Raw genomic sequence first — 21,552 nt, 5'->3', positions numbered from 1 at the left:
AATAAGACGATCACAATGTCTGAAAAATTTAAAAAAGTATATAAAGAATTCGGCTTATCATCTTGGGCAATAGATAATAAAACCACGATGTATGTCTTAATTGCTGTTATTTTAATCTTGGGAACTTCAGCATATAATAGTATGCCGAGAGAAAATTTCCCTGAAATTAAGGAAACAAAAATATATATCAGTACTGTTTATCCCGGTAACACGGCTGAAGATATAGAAAAGCTCATAACAGACCCTATTGAGGATAAAATTAAATCTGTAAGTAATGTTGTTGAGATCGCTTCAACATCTTTAGAAAATTACTCAAGTATTGCTGTAGAGTTTGATGAAGGTATTACTGTAGAAGCCGCAAAACAAAAGATTAAGGATGAAGTAGATGTAGAAACTTCGAGTGAAGATTGGCCAACTTTTAACGGCGCTAAGGTGCAACCAAATATTTTTGATTTAAGTATTTCTGAAGAAACACCTATTTTAAATATTAATATTTCTGGTGATTATCCTGTTGATAAGCTAAAGTCATATGGAGAATATCTAGAAGATAAAATAGAAAGTCTTCTAGAAATTAAAGCAGTTGACATTAGAGGTGCTCAGGACAAGGAAGTTGAAGTAGCTGTTGATATCTATAAAATGATGGCAGCCCAAGTAAGTTTTGACGATATAATCAATACCATTAGTAGAGAAAACATGACCATGTCTGCTGGTAATCTAATTAACAGTGGTCAACGCAGAACAATTAGAGTAATTGGTGAAATTGATAATCCTGAACAACTTGAATCTTTTGTTGTAAAGTCTGAAAGAGGCAATGCTATTTATCTAAAAGATATAGCATCTATAACTTTCAAGGATGAAGATAAAACAACTTATGCAAGAGAATTTGGCGCACCTGTAGTAATGCTCGATGTTAAAAAGCGTAATGGGCAAAACATGGTTGCAGCTGCTGATCAAATTAAAGTCATTGTTGAAGATGCCATTAGAGATGAATTTCCTCAAGACTTACAAGTTACCATATCTAATGATCAATCTTCAAAGACTATTGGTCAGGTAGACGATTTGGTAAACAACATCATCTTCGGAATTATATTAGTAGTTACAGTATTAATGTTCTTCTTAGGTTTTAAAAATGCCCTGTTTGTAGGTTTTGCAATTCCTATGTCTATGTTTATGTCATTGATGATTCTTAACCTATTAGGATATACTATGAATACAATGATACTATTTGGTCTCATTATGGGACTCGGTATGCTTGTAGACAACGGTATTGTTGTAGTAGAAAATGTATATCGATTGATGGATAAGGAAGGCATGAGTCGCATGGAAGCTGCCAAGAAAGGTATCGGTGAAATTGCTTTCCCTATTATTATTTCTACAGCCACAACTGTAGCAGCTTTTATACCATTGGGATTATGGCCAGGCGTAATGGGGCAATTTATGAAGTACTTCCCGATAACTTTATCAGTTGTACTAGGTTCATCATTATTTGTTGCTATCTTCTTTAATTCGGTATTAGTGTCTCGATACATGTCAACAGAAGACAAAGAAATGACTTTGAAGCAAATCATTTCAATAACAGTTATTGTATCTATAATCGGTGGACTTATTCTACTTGTAGGTGGTGCTTACAGAGGTCTAGGAACATTAATGATATTATCTATCATTCTATTATGGATTTACCGATTATTCCTAAGAAGTTGGGCTAATGGATTTCAAAACAAAATATTACCAAGGTGGGAACGTTTTTACGAAAAAACATTAAGAGCTGCTTTAAGAGGATGGAGACCAATTGTCATTTCCGTAGTAACATTTGTATTACTCTTCGTTGCCTTCGGTGGCTTTGGTGCTTCAGTTGGAAGTCAAAGAACAAAGGTAGAATTCTTCCCAGACAATACTCCAAATCAAATTGTAGTTTACATTGAATATCCTGAAGGTACCGATATCAAAAAAACCAATGCAATAACAAAAGAGATTGAAGAGCGCGTTTACACGATTATTAATGAAGATTCTTATAAGCATGGCAATTACAATTTCTTAACAGAAAGTGCGGTATCCCAAGTTGGTGAAGGTGCTGGTAACCCAATGACTGACGGTGGTTCACAGGCAGAAATGCCACATCGCGGCAAGATCACAGCTACCATGCGAGAATTTAAGTTTAGAGAAGGAGTAGATAGTAAGGAGCTCTATAAAAAAGTACAAGAAGGACTTAAGGATATTTATCCTGGTGTTACCATTTCTGTAGAAAAAGATCCAGTTGGTCCACCTGCTGGTCACCCAATTAACCTAGAATTATCGGGTGATGACTATGCAGAGCTTATTGCGACCGCTGAAAAAATGCGAGATTTTATCAACACAAAAAATATTGCAGGAATTGACGAATTAAAAATTGATGTTAACAGATCAAAACCTTCAATGCAAGTTCTTGTTGATAGAGAAAAAGCTGGTGAGTTAGGAGTTACGGCTGGTCAGGTAGGACAACAATTAAGAAATGCTGTATTTGGTGCAAAAGCAGGTATCTATAAAGAAGGTGGTGATGATTATGATATTTATGTAAGATTCAATGAAGAAAACAGATATGATAAAAATGCCATTTTTAATCAGAAAATAACCTTTAGAGATATGGCTTCTGGTCAGGTAAAGGAAATTCCTGTATCTGCAGTGGCATCACAAACTAATACCTCTGGGTTTAGCGCTATAAAGCACAGAAATACCAAACGTATTGTTACACTTTACTCTGCATTAGCACCTGGTTATACAGATGCTGGCGCTATTGTATCTCAAGTACAAGATGTAATGAAAGATTTTGAAGAGCAACCAACTAGCGTTTCAGTAGATTACACTGGTCAAATTGAGGAACAAAATAAACAGATGAATTTCTTGTCTTTGGCATTCCTTGCTGGCTTAGGTTTAATCTTCTTTTTACTTATTTTCCAATTCAACTCGGTGTCAAAACCAGCAATCATTATGCTTGCGATATTCTTAAGTCTTATTGGGGTATTTGGTGGATTAATTATTACGGGTTCAGCATTCGTAATTATGATGACTATGATGGGAATCATTTCACTTGCTGGTATTGTTGTAAATAATGGTGTAGTGTTATTAGACTACACGCAACTACTTATTGATAGGAAAAAGGTTGAGCAAAATCTAGATGATACTGCTTACCTTCTAAAGGAAGACTTACTAGAAGCCATTATTAAAGGTGGAAAAGCTCGTCTAAGACCTGTATTATTAACAGCAATTACAACCATTTTAGGATTAATTCCTTTGGCCACTGGTTTAAATATTAACTTCTTTACACTATTTAGTGAGTTTGACCCTAATATATATGTAGGTGGAGATAATGTTATCTTCTGGGGACCTTTAGCATGGACAGTAATTTATGGACTTTTCATTGCGACATTCTTAACACTTATAGTTGTACCAATTTTATTTTATCTTACAACAAGATTAAAAATGCGTTTGTACAGTCAAAGAGTAGCTTTAGTTGCTGAAGATGTAGAGGAAAATATTGCCATTGACGAAAACGTAAGATTAGCATTAGATAAATAGTAAACTTTATATACTTATATAGAGTGATTAATAGCGATGAGCCTCAACAATTGTTGAGGCTTTTTATTTTTTTATCCTTTAAGTTGATTAAATTTGCAGCTCTAAAATTTTATTATGTATAGAAGTCATAATTGTGGTGAATTAAGAGCATCACATACCAACACAGAAGTAACACTTGCAGGTTGGGTGCAAGGAGTAAGAGATAAAGGGTTTATGATATACTTAGATCTTAGAGATCGCTATGGTATTACACAACTTTATTTTGATGAAGAGCAGACTTCTAAGGACATGATGGAACAAGCTCAAAAGTTAGGACGTGAGTTTGTGATTCAGGTTACAGGTAAAGTACAAGAACGTGCTTCTAAAAATCCAAATATTCCAACAGGTGATATTGAAATTTTAGTATCAGAATTAACCGTTTTAAACGAAGCGCTATTACCACCATTTACAATTGAAGATGATACAGATGGAGGAGAAGAATTACGTATGAAATATCGTTACTTAGATATTAGACGTAATCCTGTAAAAGACAGTTTAATTTTTAGGCATAAAGTTACTCAAGAGGTTAGAAACTACTTATCTAAAGATGGTTTTGTTGAAGTTGAAACACCTTATTTGATTAAGTCAACACCAGAAGGTGCGCGTGACTTTGTAGTACCTTCTCGTATGAACGAAGGTCAATTTTACGCATTACCACAATCGCCTCAAACCTTCAAACAATTGTTAATGGTTGGTGGCATGGATAAATACTTCCAAATTGTGAAGTGTTTTAGAGACGAAGATTTACGTGCAGACAGACAGCCAGAGTTTACGCAAATAGACTGCGAAATGGCGTTTATTGAGCAAGAAGACATTTTAAATGCTTTTGAAGGGTTAACACGTCACTTATTAAAAGAAATTAATGGTGTTGAGGTTGAAAAATTCCCAAGAATGCTTTATGACGAAGCCATGCGTTTATATGGAAACGACAAACCGGACATCAGATTTGGGATGGAATTTGGTGAACTTAACGAAGTTGCACAGCATAAAGATTTTAAGGTATTTAATTCAGCAGAATTAGTGGTTGGTATTGCTGTTCCTGGCGGAAATAGTTACACAAGAAAAGAGATTGATAAATTAATTGATTGGGTTAAGCGTCCTCAAATTGGTGCTTTAGGAATGGTGTATTGTAGATGCAATGAAGATGGAAGTTTTAAATCTTCAGTAGATAAATTCTACGACCAAGACGATTTAGCAAAATGGGCTGAAGTCACAGGAGCAAAAGCAGGAGATTTAATCTGTGTACTTTCAGGAGATACCAATAAAGTTAGAGCACAATTAAGTGCTTTACGTATGGAATTAGCAGAACGTTTAGGTTTACGTAAGCCAGACGAATTTGCTCCACTTTGGGTTTTAGATTTTCCGTTGTTAGAATGGGATGAAGATACAGAGCGCTATCACGCAATGCATCATCCATTTACCTCACCAAAACCAGGTCAAATAGAATTATTAAAAACAGATCCAGGTGCTGTAAAGGCAAACGCATACGATCTAGTACTTAACGGTAATGAAATTGGTGGTGGTTCTATAAGAATACATGATAAAGCAACCCAAGCATTAATGTTTGATTACTTAGGATTTACTGAAGAAGAAGCAAAAGCGCAGTTCGGATTCTTAATGGATGCGTTTCAATATGGTGCACCACCACATGGAGGTTTAGCATTTGGTCTAGATAGATTAGTGGCGATTTTAGGCGGACAAGAAACCATTAGAGATTTTATAGCATTCCCGAAAAACAATTCTGGTAGAGATGTCATGATAGATGCTCCAGCACCAATTGATGAAGAACAACTCACAGAGCTTAATTTAAAATTGAATATTCAATCATAACTATTAAATCCTGCGCATTGCAGGATTTTTTGTTAGTTTTAAACGATGCCAACTAAAGCAAACTTTTTTAGACGAATTCTGATTTGGAGGTACAAACATATCTCTGAAAAGAACTTTCTATTTTTATTGAGTTTGATTGTTGGGTTGCTCGCCGGCTTAATTTCTGTTTTTGTAAAGAACATCACTTTTGCTATAGAAGCCGTTTTTGAAAAAGGTATCATTTTATCAGAAAATAGCATCTACTTTATTCTTCCGATTATTGGTCTTTTCTTAGTGTATCTATTTGTAAAGTATATCTCCAAAAAATATGGTGATCATGCTATACCAACCATATTATATTCTTTATCTAAAAAAGATGGTATTCTAAATAAAAAATCCATTTACTTTCCACTTATCACCGCACCATTAACTGTTGGTTTTGGTGGTTCCGTAGGACTTTTAGGACCTGCAATATTATCAGCTTCGGCAGCCAGCTCTAATCTTGGAAGATTACTTCATATAGACAGAAAAACAAGAAGTCTCTTAATTGCGTATGCGGCTTCTGGTGCAATTGCATCCATTTTTAAATCACCAATTGCGGCAATCATCTTTGCAGTAGAAGTATTTAGTTTAGACCTTACTTTTGCATCATTACTGCCATTACTTATCGCCTCAGTATCATCAGTAATTACATCATATTTTTTCTTAGGTGATAGTGTACTTTTTGATTTTCATGTCACAGATAAGTTTGCTATTAAAGACACCTTATTTTATATCACCTTAGGTATAGGAACAGGTTTCGCTTCCATCTATTTTACCAAGATCTACTTCGCTATTACATCCTTTTTCAATAGATTTAAGTCTGCTCGTAAAAAACTAATCGTTGGAGGAATTGCCATTGGTGTTATGCTCTTTTTTATTCCACCGCTTTATGGTGAAGGTTTTGGGTTTATAAATAACCTCATGCTTGGTAATGATATTGACGCACTAGGCAACACACCATTAAACGAATATCTAGATAATATATGGATTGTCATAGCGCTTCTTTTTGGCATTACCATTTTTAAAGCCATTGCCATGACCACAACTTTTGCTGCTGGCGGAACCGGTGGAATCATTATTCCGTCGTTAGTTATGGGAAGTGCACTTGGCAATGTTGTTGCTAAAGTTATTAATAATTGTGGCTTAGGCTTTAATGTGTCTGAGGCCAACTTTACACTTGTTGGTATGGCAGGTCTTATCGCTGGTGTACTTCACGCTCCGTTAACTGCTATATTCTTGATTGCAGAAATTACAGGTGGCTACCAACTATTTGTACCATTGATGATTACGGCATCTATGTCTTTTATTATTAACAAAAACGGATTAGATCACACCATCTACACTAAAGAACTTCTAGAAAAAGGTACCATACTCACACAAAATAAAGATAAAAATGTCTTGACTTTAATGAAGTTAGATTCAGTAATTGAACAGAACTTTGTGCAACTACATCCCGAAATGTCACTTGGTGACATGCTAAAAAATGGTGTTGCAAAATCTAATAGAAACCTATTTCCGGTTACTGATATAGACAACAACTTTATGGGCATTATACTTTTAGACAATATCCGTTCAGTGATGTTTGACCAAAGCTTGTATAACTCTACTACTGTTGAAACGTTTATGCAAAAACCACCCGAAGTTATTTATTATGAAGAAGATTCAATGGAAAAGGTAATGGCAAAATTTCAGCAGTCTGGCGCTTGGAACCTTCCAGTAATCAGAAACAAGAAATATTATGGATTCGTCTCAAAATCTAAACTCTTAACAGCTTATCGTAGAGAATTGATTAATTTTACGTCATAAATACATTTTGTGTTAGGCGCTCGATTTGACATAAAAAACTATGAAAACTATTCAAACCATAACATTTATTGCCTTTATAGCGTCCTTAGCAAGTATCGCTTCTGGATTTATTTTAGAGGTTGAATACTCAAAAAAACTAGTTGGATTTGGTGTTCTTGGCCTATTCTTGGTAGTTTTTCCTTTGTTTTCTTACTATCGCTGGAAAGATAAGGATGTCAATGATTATATGCTCACAAAGGAAAACCTAGACAAAATGCGCCAAAACCAAAAGGAAAAGAAATACTAATAATCCCTTAATTTTCAACTTCTTTAAATTAAACGATTTATTAACACTTGGCGTTAGTTAATACACTACCTTTGCACTTTAATTTTTATTTATTTATAATGACTGGAACAGTTAAATTTTTTAATGATTCAAAAGGATTTGGATTCATTACAAACGAAGAAACAGGAAAGGACATCTTCGTACACGTATCTAACCTTAATGGTTTAGAACTTCGTGAAGGAGATAATGTAGAGTACACAGAAGCAGAAGGAAGAAAAGGGATGGTTGCAACAAACATAAGCATCCTTTAAGATATACATTATGTTACAGTTTCAACGCTCAACCAATGGTTGGGCGTTTTTTATTTAAAAACAATTGAAATTCACTTTTCTCAATCTTAACAATAATATATGGCTGTGATATTACAGTTGTAGCCATACCTTGAGGTGAATTAAAGCTCACATTTACGATTGTATGCTCTGTGTTTTCAGAAATTTCCAGCGCAATGCTATGTCCACCTGTATTTTTTACTTCGTCAAAGACTGCAAGGACATTATACTTTTCGAAATCAATTTCTTTTTGAGAAAAACCATCAGAGACCTTATTTACTCTATCTAATTTTTGAATCAATGTTTTCCAATGATTAGCATTAGAAATAATAAGATTTTGCTTCGTTATTCCTTCAGCACCTGCACCATATAAATTTCCTTTATCTATAAGCATCTCATCAATTATACTTTTCATTTGATTTGAATTGGATGTTGATTTACAATTAAGCACAAATAATAGAACAGATAAGGTAAATATTTTATTCATTTTAAAAGGTTTAATTGAGATTTCGCTTTTCAATAAAAAAACGTTTCATAAGTTGAGATGACTCATCAGCTAAAATTCCACCGATAACTTTTGTTTTAGGGTGAAGCGCTGTACCCATATTAATAAACCCACGCTTTTCATCTGAAGCACCATAAACAAGTTTATCCATTTGTGTCCAATACAATGCACCTGCACACATTTGACAAGGTTCTAAAGTAACATACATGGTACACTTGTTAAGATACTTTCCACCCAAAAAATTTGCTGCAGCTGTGATGGCTTGCATTTCTGCATGCGCAGTAACATCATTAAGTAACTCAGTTAGATTGTGAGCTCTTGCAATAATTCTATCTTCAACAACAATTACAGCACCAACGGGAATTTCGCCTTTTTCATACGCAATTTCTGCTTCTTCAAGTGCTTTGCGCATAAAGTAAGTATCGTCATATGAATTTATCATTTTGTAGGATTTTACTTGTATTTTTATTTACCAATTTAGTAACTTCGCGCATATATTGAATTTCAACCATGACTAAAAACATACTCTTTGTATTACTTTTGCTAAGCAATTTTTGCTTTACTCAAACTTCATTTAAAAAAGGATACTTCATTACATCCAATAATATTAAAACTGAGTGTTTCATCAAAGACTTAAATTGGTTGAAAAACCCATCAGACTTTAAATATAAAAAAATTGAGAATTCTGAAACATACGTCCATTCATTAAATGAAATCTTAGAATTTGGTGTTTACAATGAATTTAAATTTATTAGAGCCAAAGTCAAAGTTGATAAATCTAATTTTAACACCTCTAAACTTTCAACGAACAAAGAACCTGAATATATTGATACTACTGTTTTTTTAAAAGTACTTATTGAAGGAAAGGCAAAACTTTTTAGTTTCACTGACAGCAATAGTACAAAGTTTTTCTATTCTATCGATGATATCGAAATTAAACCACTTATTTATAAAAAGTATATCAACAAAGAAAACAAAATACTTGAAAATAAGAGATTTAGACTAGAATTGAAAAACAATTTAACACATAAGGAATTTGTTACCCAAAATTTTCAAGATTTAGAATATAGGAAAAAAGAGTTGATTGAATTGTTCAGCAAATACAACGAATTATTCAATTCAGACTATAAAATATTCACAACAAAAAATGAAATTATTAAAATTAATATTAGACCTGGAATAAATTATTCGACCTTAAAAATTCAGCCTAATGGCCAAGGTAATTCGAGTATTAATTTTGACAGTAAATTTTCCCTTAGAATTGGTCTTGAAGCAGAATTCATATTGCCATTTAACAATAATAAGTGGGCCATAATAGTAGAACCAACTTTAGTATCGTTTAAAGGTGAAAACATAGAATCTTCTAGTCAGTTAAATATAAATTACAGATCACTTGAAATTCCTGTTGGGCTTAGATATAATTTTTTCTTAAATTCAAAAGATAAATTATTTCTTAATACAGGATTTGTTTTTGATCTGATTAATAACTCAACTATTCAAATTGATAATTTTGCCGAAGGTGATATTACTTCAGCTCAAAATTTCATGTTTGGATTAGGTTTTAATAATGGTAAAAAAACCAGTTTTGAACTAAGGTATTATACAGGAAAAAACATCACTAAAACTGGTGCTACGGCTCAAAGTGACTTATCATCTTTATCACTAATACTCGGGTATAGAATTTTTTAATAAAAGGCCAATAAAATCTAGTATTTTTGCATTGTGCAAAAAGTACTCCTGAAAGACATAAATATTCCTACAGACTTACGTCGATTAAAAACTGATGAGCTACCACAACTTGCAAAAGAACTGCGTGAATTTATCATCAATATAGTTGCGACTAAAGAAGGTCATTTAGGTGCAAGCCTTGGCGTTATAGAATTGACTATTGCCTTGCATTATGTGTTTAATACACCAGAAGATTTATTAATTTGGGATGTAGGCCACCAAGCTTATGGTCACAAAATACTGACAGGAAGAAAAGATAATTTTCATACCAATAGACAACTTAATGGTATTAGTGGATTCCCTAAGAGAGATGAAAGCATTTATGATACGTTTGGTGTAGGTCATTCTTCAACCTCAATATCTGCTGCTTTAGGAATGGCTATTGCTTCTCAACTTAGTGGTGAAGACAAACATCATATTGCTGTTATTGGCGACGCATCTATTGCTAGCGGTATGGCTTTTGAAGGTTTAAACCACGCTGGCGTTACTGATGCTAACCTCTTAGTTATTCTAAATGATAACGCCATTGGCATTGACCCAAGCGTTGGTGCTTTAAAGCAATACCTTACTAATGTAAAAAAGGGTACTCAAAAACAAGATAATATTTTTGAAGCCTTAAATTTCAATTATTCAGGCCCAATTGATGGACACGATTTTGAGGCATTAATCTCAGAATTAGAGCGTCTCAAAACAATAAAAGGTCCGAAGTTTTTACATGTCATTACAACTAAAGGGAAAGGCTTAAAGCAAGCTGAAGAAAACCAAGTTAAGTACCATGCACCTGGAAAATTTGATGCTAGTACAGGTGAATTAATTCCTAAAACTTCAAATATTGAACCACCAAAATATCAGGATGTATTTGGTGAAACCATTGTAGAACTCGCTAGAGAAAACAAAAAACTTATTGGTATTACTCCTGCAATGCCAACTGGTAGTTCATTAAAATATATGATGGAAGAAATTCCAGAACGCGCCTTTGATGTTGGTATAGCAGAACAACATGCCGTGACTTTGGCCGCTGGTATGGCAACACAAGGCTATATACCTTTTTGTAATATTTATTCAACGTTTTTACAACGTGCTTATGATCAAGTTATTCATGATGTCGCTTTACAAAACTTACCGGTTATATTTTGTTTAGATAGAGCTGGTTTAGTTGGTGAAGATGGTGCAACCCATCATGGTGTTTTCGACTTGGCTTATCTTAATTGTATTCCAAATTTGGTCATTTTTGCACCAAGAGATGCCATTGAGCTGAGACATATGATGTATACAGTACAGTTAGGTATCGATTTCCCCATTGCGATTCGTTATCCAAGAGGTAAAGGTCATCTCATTAATTGGAAAGTGTCATACGAAAACATTGCCATTGGAAAAGGTGAAATCTTAAAAAGTGGTGAAGATATTGCAATTCTATCTATTGGCACGACGGCTAATGCTGTGAGCGAAGCCATTAGCGATCATAATGTTTCACATTATGATATGAGATTTCTCAAGCCTCTAGATACTGATCTACTTCACGAGGCTTTCAGCAAGCATAAAGCAATAATAACCATAGAAGACGGAACCATTAATGGTGGTTTAGGTAGCTCGGTATTAGCCTTTGCGAATAAAAACAATTATACACAAAAGATTGAAATCTTAGGTATAGACGATGCATTCATTGAGCATGGACAAGTGTCCGAATTAAGGAAAAATCAAAAAATAGACGCTCAGTCAATTCAACAAAAAATCAAAGAATTACTCGTCTTCCACAACATCTAGCGTGGCTAGATCAGTTGACTTTTCATTATTATCTAACTGAATATTATCTGAGATTATTGGCTTTTGTTGAGAGCTAGTTAAATCATCAATAACTAAAAGGCCTGTGAGGATAACCATAAAGGCTACAAGTCCTCCGAGAGAGTTGCGTTTCATAAATAGATTTTAGGGGCTATTGGTAAAATTATAACCTATTCGGATAAAACGCAAATTTTTTCGACGAAATGCATTATTAAATATGTCCTTTTAACGTTAGATGCATCTTCATGGCATTAGTATCTGACAACTTAGAGATGAATAGACAAATATTTAAAAGACTCTTGTATATAGATTCTTTTGATAATTCTACGGTTTTTGGAAGTTGGCTAAGAAGTAGTTTATCATAGCTCGTTAAATCATCTTCAAAATGACGCTTTGCCACTTCACAATAAGAAGTCAATAATTGATTTAAAATTTCGTAACCCGCTATCTCTTTGCTGATAACCTCATCTGAACGATACACATTTTTTATACTGAGATTTATTATATCAGCGATTTGAGCTTTGTACTGACTTACATCTAATAAGGCTGTTTTAAATTCACCTGATAGTATAGCTTCTTCATGCGCCATAAAAAGGGTTGCTGCTTCATCAATTAAGGTGCCTATAGCTAAAGCCCTTAAATAACTCACTCGATCTTGCTTGGTTTGTAAAGTGTTATAATTTTTAGTTATAATCTTATCTCTTACCAAATTAATTAGATATTCCAACGCATATTCTTCATCTATAAGTCCAAGATTAATACCATCTTCAAAATCTATAATTGTGTAACAGATATCATCTGCAGCTTCAACCAAATAAGTTAATGGATGCCTTTGAAAACTTAAATGATCTTTATGTCTTCTTTCCAAACCAAGTTCATTAGCAATATCAACAAATATTTCCTTTTCACTTTGAAAAAAGCCATACTTCTTATCTGCAATATGCGTAGTAGGTTTTTTGGGAAGAGACTCTTTTGGATACTTCATGAAGGCACCAAGTGTGGCATAACTTAACCGTAATCCACCAGAACGTCCTTCTCTACTTTCTGTGAGGATTTTAAAACCATTAGCATTACCTTCAAAATCACATAAATCTTGATATTCTTTATCTGTAAGTTGACTTTTAAATTGTTGTCCTTTTCCGTTTTTAAAATAGGCACCTATAGCTTTTTCACCTGAATGCCCAAAAGGTGGATTCCCAATATCATGAGCTAGAGCAGCGGCTGCAACAATGGTACCGAAGTCGTTCATTTTGTAACCATGCATATTTGCTAAGTGTGGATGCTTCTCTAAAACTAACTTACCTACTTGTCGCCCTAAAGATCTTCCGACAACACTTACTTCTAAACTATGCGTAAGTCTTGTATGCACAAAATCTGTTTTAGACAAAGGCACCACCTGAGTTTTATCTTGTAAGCTTCTAAATTCTGATGAAAAAATGATACGGTCATAATCTGAATCAAAGCCTAAACGGGTTTCATCTTGCTCTTTTCTTAGTCTTTTATTGGTATCGCCGAAGCGCTTTAAGGATAATAATTGTTCCCAGGTCATAGTAATACTTTATGCAATGCAAGATAGATAATTTGGCAATTAATTGATTAGAAAAATCTTAGTAAGAAATCCCATTTCCTAATGTTAATTAATTGTTTCGTTAATCTTATTTCAATTAACACTCAGCTAACGCTACACTAACTTTTTGATTACAAATCTTTAATTATTGATTAACCTCATCAACCGAGAATCGCAGTTTCTTTGCAGCACAATAAAAACTAAAAATTGTATTATTAAAATTAAACTAAAAATGAAAAAATTACTTTTAATCGCATTGGTAGCTTCTTCCCTAGTATTTACTGGATGTTTTAAAGATGATGACGCTCCATTAATTGTAGAGACTTCTTCAACAACTACAATTATTAATGAAAATCCTGGTGGTGGAGATGACTGTCCTACTGTAGCTGTAACTGGTGAAGTTGCTGACGGTACTGTATGGACAAATGATAACATCTATCAATTAAACCAAAAAGTTGTTGTTCCTGCAGGTGCAACATTAACAATTAATCCTGGTACTATCATCAAAGGTGCTGCTGGTACAGGTTCTTTAGCTTCTGCTCTTATTGTAGCTAGAGGTGGTACATTAAACGCTAATGGTACTGCTGATGAGCCAATTATTTTTACATCTACTCAAGATAATATTTCTTGTGGCCAAAGTGCTGGTACAAACTTAGACCAAGATGATAGAGGCCTTTGGGGTGGATTAATCGTATTAGGAAATGCTCCTTGTTCTTTTTCAGGTGATATCGTAGAGGCTCAAATTGAAGGAATTCCTGCGGATGATACTTTTGGACTTTATGGTGGTACAAACGCTATGGATAGTTCAGGTAGTATGAGATATATCTCTATCCGTCATGGTGGTGCTTTAATTGGTGAAGGTAACGAAATCAATGGTCTTACTTTAGGTGGTGTTGGTGAAGGTACAATCATTGACAATATCGAGGTAGTTGCAAACGTTGATGACGGTATTGAATTCTTTGGTGGTACTTGTAATGCTTCTAACTTATTAGTATGGGCTCAAGGTGACGACGCTATAGACATTGACCAAGCATACTCAGGGATTATCGATAATGCTGTTGTAGTGTTAGGTGATATTTCTGACCACGCATTCGAAATTGATGGTCCTGAAGGTACAGGTGCTGGTGAATTTACTTTACGTAATGCAACTATCATAGGAAACACTGTTACTGCAAATGGTGAGTACGCTGACTACAGAAGTAATGCACAAGGTTTTACTGAAAACGTATATGCTTTTGGTTTTAAAGATTCTTCAGATGTTGAGTTAGACAACGATGGTGTTGCTACAAACTACAATAATGGTTTATTAACTTTTGGTGCTTGGGAAATCGCTTTACCTGCTGGTGTTACTGACGTTACAAGTATCTTTGTTAACAAAGCTGAAAATGTAATGGTAACAGGTTTCGGTTCTACTGCGACTGCTGTAACAGAAGGTGCTCAAACTGTTGGAGCAACTACTTCTGAACTAAGCTGGACATACTCTAATGTTGAGGGTGGCTTAGGATTCTAAGAATAAATACTACTTACAAAATAATTAAACCCACCTACTTACTAGGTAAGTGGTGGGTTACATAAAACTTTATATGAAAAATATACAAAAAGTATTAACTTTTGTTTTCTTTCTATCAGTATTGTTTTCCTTTTCTCAAGGTAAAGTAGCAGGTACAGTAATAGACGGCGAATTTAATGAGCCTCTTGCATTTGCTAATGTCCTTGTAAAAGGTACTACAACAGGTGTAACATCTGATTTTGATGGAAAGTACGAACTTGAGTTAGAAGAAGGTACTTATACAATCGTATTTTCTTTTGTAGGCTATACTACACAAGAAATTTCTGATGTTGTTATAAAGGATGGAGAAGTATTTACTTTAGATGTTGTAATGGCATCTAACTCTTTAGATGAAGTTGTAATTACTACTACTACTCGTAAAAACACAGAAAGTGCTGTATTAAACTTACAGAAAAAATCAACTGTTGTATTAGACGGATTGTCTTCACAGGCCATAAAAAGTACTGGTGCAAGTAATGTTGCGACTGCTGTAAAGTCTGTGCCTGGTGTTTCTATTCAAGGTGGTAAGTATGTGTATGTACGTGGTTTAGGTGATCGTTATACTAAGTCTATTTTAAATGGGATTGATATTCCAGGTTTAGATCCCGATCGTAATACAATTCAGATGGATTTATTTCCAACGAATATTTTAGAGAACGTAATTGTATTAAAATCAGCATCGGCTGAATATCCTGCAGATTTTACTGGTGGTATTGTTGATATTGTGACTAAAGATTTCCCTTCAAAGGGAGAATATTCTATTTCATTAGGTACTGGTTACAATCCTGATATGCACTTCAATGACAACTATTTAACATCTGAAGGAAGTGATACTGATATCTTCGGTTATGATGATGGTACTCGTAATGTACCTGTGAACAGATACCAATTTGAAGAGGGCATAATTGGAAATGGTGTAAATACAACTACCTTAACAACACTTACTGATAGATTCTCAAAAGAGCTCGCTGCGAAACAAGAACGCAGTGGAATGAATTTTGACTTTGGTTTTACTTTAGGTAACCAGTATGATGTTGGTGATGATAAATTAGGGTATCAGGCATCTTTCTCTTATAAAAATAATACAACTTTTTATGAGAATAGATTGGATGGGGCATTTATTAAGAATCCTCAAGATACTTCGCAAAATGATATGATTGCTACTTTAGACTCAAGAGGTTCTGAAGGTATTAATAATGTGATTCTAAACGGTATGTTAGGTTTGGCTTATAAAACTGACACCTCTAAGTTTAGAGTTAACTTATTACACATTCAAAATGGAGAATCTACAGCAGGTTTCTTTAACCAAACGATTTCGCAAGATGGTACTGGTGGTGGTTTAGAGCCATTAACGAAGAATTCTATCACCTATACTGAGCGTTCTATTACGAACTTATTAATTTCTGGTAAACACAGATTAAATAGTATTAATGAGGATAAGCCTTTCAATTTTGAATGGAAATTATCTCCTACCTTTTCTAAGGTAATGGATAAAGGTCATAGAATTACACCTTTTCAGCAAGCTGATGATGGTACTTCATTCTTGAGTCCATCTGCGTCAACTTTACCTATACAATTATGGAGACACTTAATTGAAGAGTCTTGGGCCGGGAAAGCTGACTTTGACAAAGGAGTAGATATTTTTGGTCGTTCGGCTAAAATTAAATTTGGTGGTGCTTACACTTATAAATTCAGAGACTTCAGTATTGATGATTTTACATTCAATATTAGAGGTGATCAGTCTTTCATCGCTGATGGTAATGCCAATAATTTATTAAATACCGATAATATCTGGACACCTGAAACAGATGCGGGAACATTTGTTGTATTTACGGATAACTTTAACCCGCAAGATGCATATGAAGGTGAACAACATATTGCTGCAACTTACTTTTCAACTGAATTTAATATTTTAGAGAAATTAAAAACTGTTGTAGGTATTAGAACTGAGAAATTCAGCTCTTTCTACACGGGTCAAGATGCAGAAAACGTTTTTGATAGAGAGTTAATCTTAGATGAGTTTGATTTCTTCCCATCTGCGAATTTGATTTACGCAGTTAACGATAAGTCGAACATTAGAGCATCCTATTCTCGCACAACAGCAAGGCCTTCATTTAAAGAAGCTTCTGTTGCACAGATTTTTGATCCAATTACAAGTAGACTATTCATTGGTAACTTAGATTTAGTTCCTACATATGTAAACAACTTTGATGTTAGATATGAATTTTTCGGGGAAGAAGGTGGACAGATGTTTGCAATAAGTGGTTTTTACAAAGACTTTACAGATCCTATTGAACAAACCTTCTTTTTATCTGCACCTACACAGTTAACCGTAGGTAATCTTGGTAACGCTGTAGTTTATGGTGCTGAGTTTGAAGCAAGACAACGATTAGGATTTATCTCTGAAGGATTAAATAATCTTAAACTTACAGCTAACTTCTCTGTGATTAAATCTGAATTAACAATGTCTGACGATGAATTTGCAGGTAGAGTTGCTTCTGCTAGAGATGGCGAAACCATTGATAGAAAAAGAGATTTACAAGGACAAGCTCCTTACCTAATTAATCTTGGATTAAACTATGATAATACAGATATAGGATTAAGAACAGGCTTATTCTTTAATGTACAAGGTGAAACTTTAGAAGTTGTAGGTATTCGTGAGGTACCAGATGTATATACGCAACCGTTTAATAGTTTAAACTTTACACTTAATAAATCTTTCGGAGAAGATAAGCGCTCTTCAATTGACATTAAAGTGAGTAACATTCTAGCTGCTGAGCGTTTAAGTGAATTTACTTCATTTGGAACTAGCAACCAGATTTTCTCATTAAGACAACCTTTTAGAGAGTTCTCTTTAGGATACACGTTTAAATTTTAATAATACCCACTATTATAAATAGTAAAAGGCTTTCTGAAATCAGAAAGCCTTTTTTATTTTTTATCTGTAGAATGTCTTTAGTTAGAAATAGCTAACTTCGTTTTTCCTTCCCAAAGATTAACACTCACAATTCTAGAATCGATATAATCAACTTCTTTTAAAGACTCACCTTGCCAAAAGAACCATTTACCTACCTTAACACCATTGTCATAATTTCCTAAGGCTGTCTTGTTTCCATTAAGGTCGTAACTTTTCCATTCACCGTGCACCTTACCATCTGCATTAAAAGTTCCTGTTTGACTAATTTCACCATTATCATGATAATACGTCGCATAAGTTAATTTACCTTTCTTCTCTAATTTAGGTTGTTGTTTATCTTGTGCATAAGTAAAACTTACACCTAATACCATTAAAAATACTAATACCTTTTTCATTTTATTCCTACTTTAATTAATAATTACATTACAAACATAACATTTTTTTTACTTTACCGCAACTTTTACGTAACATTTATTTAACATTTAGCTTGTTTTTACTTGATTTTCAGTATGTTAAATAATTTTATTTAATTAACATTAAAGCTCTTATACCTAAATAGTAACAAAAGTGCACTTTTGACTTTTACTCAATTTTCTATTTACATTTAGAACATAACATTTTAGTAACATTACGTTCAAATTAAAAGATGAAATTTGTGACCAATTTTATAATGCTTTAAATGGAGAACATTTATATCTATATGCTAGCTGCATTGGCATTTCTTGCAATAGCAGATTTAGTAGTTGGAGTAAGTAATGATGCCGTAAATTTCTTGAATTCGGCTATAGGCTCAAAGGCTGTTTCTTTTAAAACCATTATGATTGTTGCTAGTATTGGTGTAGCTGTAGGTGCACTAACATCTAGCGGAATGATGGAAGTTGCTCGTAAAGGTATTTTTAATCCTGGAGAGTTTATGTTTGACGAAATTATGGTCATTTTTATGGCTGTAATGCTCACAGATATACTACTCCTAGATTTTTTTAATACACTAGGTCTACCAACTTCCACAACAGTTTCTATCGTTTTTGAATTACTTGGTGCATCAGTCGCTGTATCACTTATTAAGATATATGCGGACGACTCTCAGTCTATTATAGACTTAGGCAACTATATCAATAACGAAAAAGCTATTGAGATTATACTAGGCATATTACTTTCAGTTGTTGTAGCCTTTACTATTGGTGCTATCATACAGTATATATCTCGTTTACTACTATCTTTTAAGTTTGAGGAAAAACCAGTTTGGTACAGTGCTATATTTAGCGGTTTCGCAGTAACATCAATTATGTATTTTATTATTGTAAAGGGTTTAAAGAATGCAACTTTTGTTCCTGATTACATTTTAGATTTTTTAAATAATCATCCCGTATATTTTATTGAAGGTAGTTTTGTTGTATTCACGCTTATCTCTTATTTAGCTGTTAAACTTTTCAATGCCAAAATATACACGATCATTATTATCATCGGAACATTTGCTTTAGCTGTTGCCTTTGCCGGTAATGATCTAGTAAACTTTATAGGTGTTCCTATTGCTGCATACAACTCTTATGAGGCTTGGTCAATTAGTGGAGTACAACCATCAAATTACGTCATGACAGCTCTAGGTGAACCAGTACAAACAGAACCGCTATTACTTTTGATTGCAGGTCTTATCATGGTGCTTACGCTTTGGTTTTCTAGTAAGGCAAAAGCCGTAGTTAAAACCTCTGTAGACTTATCGCGTCAAGATGAAGTTAAAGAGCGTTTTGAACCTAATTATTTGTCTAGAAATATTGTTAGGTTAACTATTGGACTCAACGAAAGCATGACTCGTATATTACCAGAGTCTTTTATTGCCTGGTCAAACTTTAGATTTGTACAACCTACTTCCGTAGTGAAATCAAAAGATAAACCAGCGTTTGATTTGATCAGAGCATCGGTAAATCTTATGGTCGCAAGTGTACTTATTTCTATAGCGACCTCTATGAAGCTACCATTATCTACTACCTATGTTACTTTTATGGTTGCAATGGGTACATCTTTAGCGGATAGAGCTTGGGGAAGTGAAAGTGCTGTTTACAGAGTTGCTGGTGTACTCAATGTTATTGGTGGATGGTTTTTTACGGCATTCAGTGCATTTGTTGCTGCAGCAATCATGGCTTATATTCTGTTTTATGGCAAAGGATATGCCTTAGTTGGACTTTTTATTGTAGCAATACTCCTTATAGCAAGAAACTATCTTTCGCACAGAAAGAGTTCTAAAATTATGAAAGAAGAAGATCGATTAGAACGCGCCGAGAGTAGCTCTACTCAAGGTGTAATCTATGAAAGTGCTCTTAATATTGCTACTGTTGTAAAACGCGGAAATAAAATTTATTCTTCAGCAATAAACGGCTTGGCCGTTCAAGATTTAAAATTGCTTAAAAAAAATAGAACTCAAGTTGATAAGTTATCTGACGAAATTGATGGCCTTAAGGACAACCTCTTTTATTTTATCAGAAATCTGGATGGAGCAAGTGAGTCTGCAAGTACTTTCTACATTAATATATTAAGTCATTTACAAGACATGACCCAATCTTTAGAATATATCTCTAAGGTCAGTCATAAACACGTTAATAACAATCATAAGAAGTTAAAATTTAGTCAGATTAAAGAGCTTAAAGATTTAGATAATCATCTTGAAGCACTTTTTATGAGTACTCAAGAAGCTTTTGAATCTCATTCTTTTGAAAAAATAGGAGCAGTCATTGAAAATAAACCTCAAACTTTTGAATTGGTGAAAGCTAAAATTCAGAAGCAGGTTGAGCGTACCAGAAACGAAGAGTCTAGTCCTAAAAATACTACCTTATATTTCAGTTTATTACTAGAGACTAAAGATTTATTGACTGCAATGATGAATTTGCTTGAAGAATACTACCATTCTCATGACAGTTCAGTTGAACCTGCTCAGCCAAATGGCGACAAGTAAGATATTTTAATATTATCTCATAAAAAAGCCTTAGTATTATGTCTAAGGCTTTTTTTATTGTATCAGAATTCAGTCTATTCTGGTAATTTCCCAATTTGATCTAATTCAAATTCTGTTTCAATCTTTTCTTCAAATTTCTTGACTTCAACAACATAAGTTTTGGATATAGAATCGTGCCATCCTTTTCCATCTGTACCTAGAAAAGAAAATTGTTCAAAAGGTATGAACCTGCATAAGGATCTCACTAAAATAGTTTCAAAACTAGGTTCTAAACCGTCATGTGTAACAACTTTCGTCTTGGTAATCCACTTACCTATAGATCGACCTTTTAAAAAGAATTCAAAAGATAAATAATACACAAGCCAAATTAAATAGCCAAAAAGATATTCTACAATAACATTACTTTCTAAAAAGTCCAAAAAAGCAAAACTTCCAACTAATCCAGAAATGATACCGATTACAATTCCGATAACCGTAGAAAATGCGATTATAGCAATATAGTCAATAATAAAATTTGCAAATCGTAACCCTTTTGTTGCTAAAACATCTTGAGACACATGCTTATTTCTATTCATAAATTATAACATTTAAAACTCAAATATAAACTTCCTTCATAAATACCAACACCTTATGACGATCTTTTTAAATCATAAAAAAAGCATCTCAATGATGAGATGCTTTGATAACACTTAAACTGAAGTTCTTTCCTCTGCTG

The 21,552-nt window shown here is 33.8% G+C and carries 16 protein-coding genes; 10 read left to right on the top strand and 6 right to left on the bottom strand.

All coding sequences use genetic code 11. The annotated features are described in order from the left end of the window. Positions 1-15 precede the first annotated feature (15 nt). The 5 genes from HRU50_RS07965 (at position 16) to HRU50_RS07945 (ending at position 7,824) form a co-directional block, all read left to right on the top strand. Positions 16-3,552: an efflux RND transporter permease subunit gene (locus tag HRU50_RS07965; protein WP_296349951.1), complete on the top strand. Its 3,537-nt coding sequence runs from the start codon at positions 16-18 to the stop codon at positions 3,550-3,552. Positions 3,553-3,666: 114 nt separating this feature from the next. Continuing rightward, entirely contained in the window at positions 3,667-5,421 is a 1,755-nt protein-coding gene (gene aspS, locus HRU50_RS07960; RefSeq protein ID WP_296349949.1) for an aspartate--tRNA ligase, read from the top strand. Between the two features lie 45 nt (positions 5,422-5,466). Then, positions 5,467-7,248 carry a chloride channel protein gene (locus HRU50_RS07955; protein ID WP_296349947.1) on the top strand — a complete coding sequence of 594 codons (1,782 nt, stop codon included), beginning with the start codon at positions 5,467-5,469 and terminating at the stop codon, positions 7,246-7,248. 40 nt (positions 7,249-7,288) lie between these two features. Further along, entirely contained in the window at positions 7,289-7,534 is a 246-nt protein-coding gene (locus HRU50_RS07950) for a hypothetical protein (RefSeq protein WP_296349945.1), read from the top strand. A 98-nt stretch (positions 7,535-7,632) separates the two neighbouring features. Next, positions 7,633-7,824, top strand: a complete 192-nt coding sequence (locus HRU50_RS07945; protein WP_296349943.1) for a cold-shock protein — start codon at positions 7,633-7,635, stop codon at positions 7,822-7,824. Between the two features lie 28 nt (positions 7,825-7,852). Here the strand turns inward: HRU50_RS07945 and HRU50_RS07940 are convergent, their stop codons facing one another. Then, positions 7,853-8,329, bottom strand: a complete 477-nt coding sequence (locus HRU50_RS07940; protein WP_296349941.1) for a protease complex subunit PrcB family protein — start codon at positions 8,327-8,329, stop codon at positions 7,853-7,855. A gap of 10 nt (positions 8,330-8,339) precedes the next feature. Continuing rightward, positions 8,340-8,789, bottom strand: a complete 450-nt coding sequence (locus HRU50_RS07935) for a nucleoside deaminase (RefSeq protein WP_296349939.1) — start codon at positions 8,787-8,789, stop codon at positions 8,340-8,342. A gap of 200 nt (positions 8,790-8,989) precedes the next feature. Between HRU50_RS07935 and HRU50_RS07930 the strand changes: the two genes are divergently transcribed. Continuing rightward, on the top strand, positions 8,990-10,036 hold the full coding sequence (locus HRU50_RS07930; protein ID WP_296349937.1) for an outer membrane beta-barrel protein: 1,047 nt from the start codon (positions 8,990-8,992) through the stop codon (positions 10,034-10,036). A gap of 33 nt (positions 10,037-10,069) precedes the next feature. After that, positions 10,070-11,839, top strand: coding sequence for a 1-deoxy-D-xylulose-5-phosphate synthase (dxs, locus tag HRU50_RS07925; protein WP_296349935.1), 1,770 nt, complete (start codon positions 10,070-10,072; stop codon positions 11,837-11,839). On the opposite strand, the gene HRU50_RS07920 is transcribed toward dxs, so the two are convergent. Continuing rightward, positions 11,816-11,992, bottom strand: a complete 177-nt coding sequence (locus HRU50_RS07920; protein WP_296349933.1) for a hypothetical protein — start codon at positions 11,990-11,992, stop codon at positions 11,816-11,818. The genes dxs and HRU50_RS07920 overlap by 24 nt on opposite strands. Before the next feature lie 76 nt (positions 11,993-12,068). Further along, the gene (locus tag HRU50_RS07915; protein WP_296349931.1) at positions 12,069-13,406 is read right to left on the bottom strand and encodes a deoxyguanosinetriphosphate triphosphohydrolase; all 1,338 of its coding nucleotides are present in this window, start codon (positions 13,404-13,406) and stop codon (positions 12,069-12,071) included. 250 nt (positions 13,407-13,656) lie between these two features. On the opposite strand from HRU50_RS07915, the gene HRU50_RS07910 reads away from it, so the two are divergent. Beyond that, complete coding sequence (locus HRU50_RS07910; protein ID WP_296349929.1) at positions 13,657-14,934, top strand: hypothetical protein; 1,278 nt, start codon at positions 13,657-13,659, stop codon at positions 14,932-14,934. Between the two features lie 73 nt (positions 14,935-15,007). Continuing rightward, positions 15,008-17,851, top strand: a complete 2,844-nt coding sequence (locus HRU50_RS07905) for a TonB-dependent receptor (protein WP_296349927.1) — start codon at positions 15,008-15,010, stop codon at positions 17,849-17,851. Between the two features lie 77 nt (positions 17,852-17,928). Here HRU50_RS07905 and HRU50_RS07900 read toward each other — a convergent pair whose 3' ends face one another. Further along, entirely contained in the window at positions 17,929-18,285 is a 357-nt protein-coding gene (locus tag HRU50_RS07900; protein WP_296349925.1) for a nicotinic acid mononucleotide adenyltransferase, read from the bottom strand. A 284-nt stretch (positions 18,286-18,569) separates the two neighbouring features. Here HRU50_RS07900 and HRU50_RS07895 point away from each other — a divergent pair, with 284 nt between their 5' ends. Then, the gene (locus HRU50_RS07895; protein WP_296349923.1) at positions 18,570-20,837 is read left to right on the top strand and encodes an inorganic phosphate transporter; all 2,268 of its coding nucleotides are present in this window, start codon (positions 18,570-18,572) and stop codon (positions 20,835-20,837) included. Between the two features lie 74 nt (positions 20,838-20,911). Here HRU50_RS07895 and HRU50_RS07890 read toward each other — a convergent pair whose 3' ends face one another. After that, positions 20,912-21,412 carry an RDD family protein gene (locus HRU50_RS07890; RefSeq protein WP_296349921.1) on the bottom strand — a complete coding sequence of 167 codons (501 nt, stop codon included), beginning with the start codon at positions 21,410-21,412 and terminating at the stop codon, positions 20,912-20,914. Between the last annotated feature and the right edge of the window lie 140 nt (positions 21,413-21,552).

It is taken from the genome of Winogradskyella sp., from assembly GCF_013213835.1.
Lineage (GTDB): Bacteria > Bacteroidota > Bacteroidia > Flavobacteriales > Flavobacteriaceae > Winogradskyella.
Note: the sequence above shows the minus strand (reverse complement) of the source record. Positions and strands in the feature narration are given on the sequence as shown.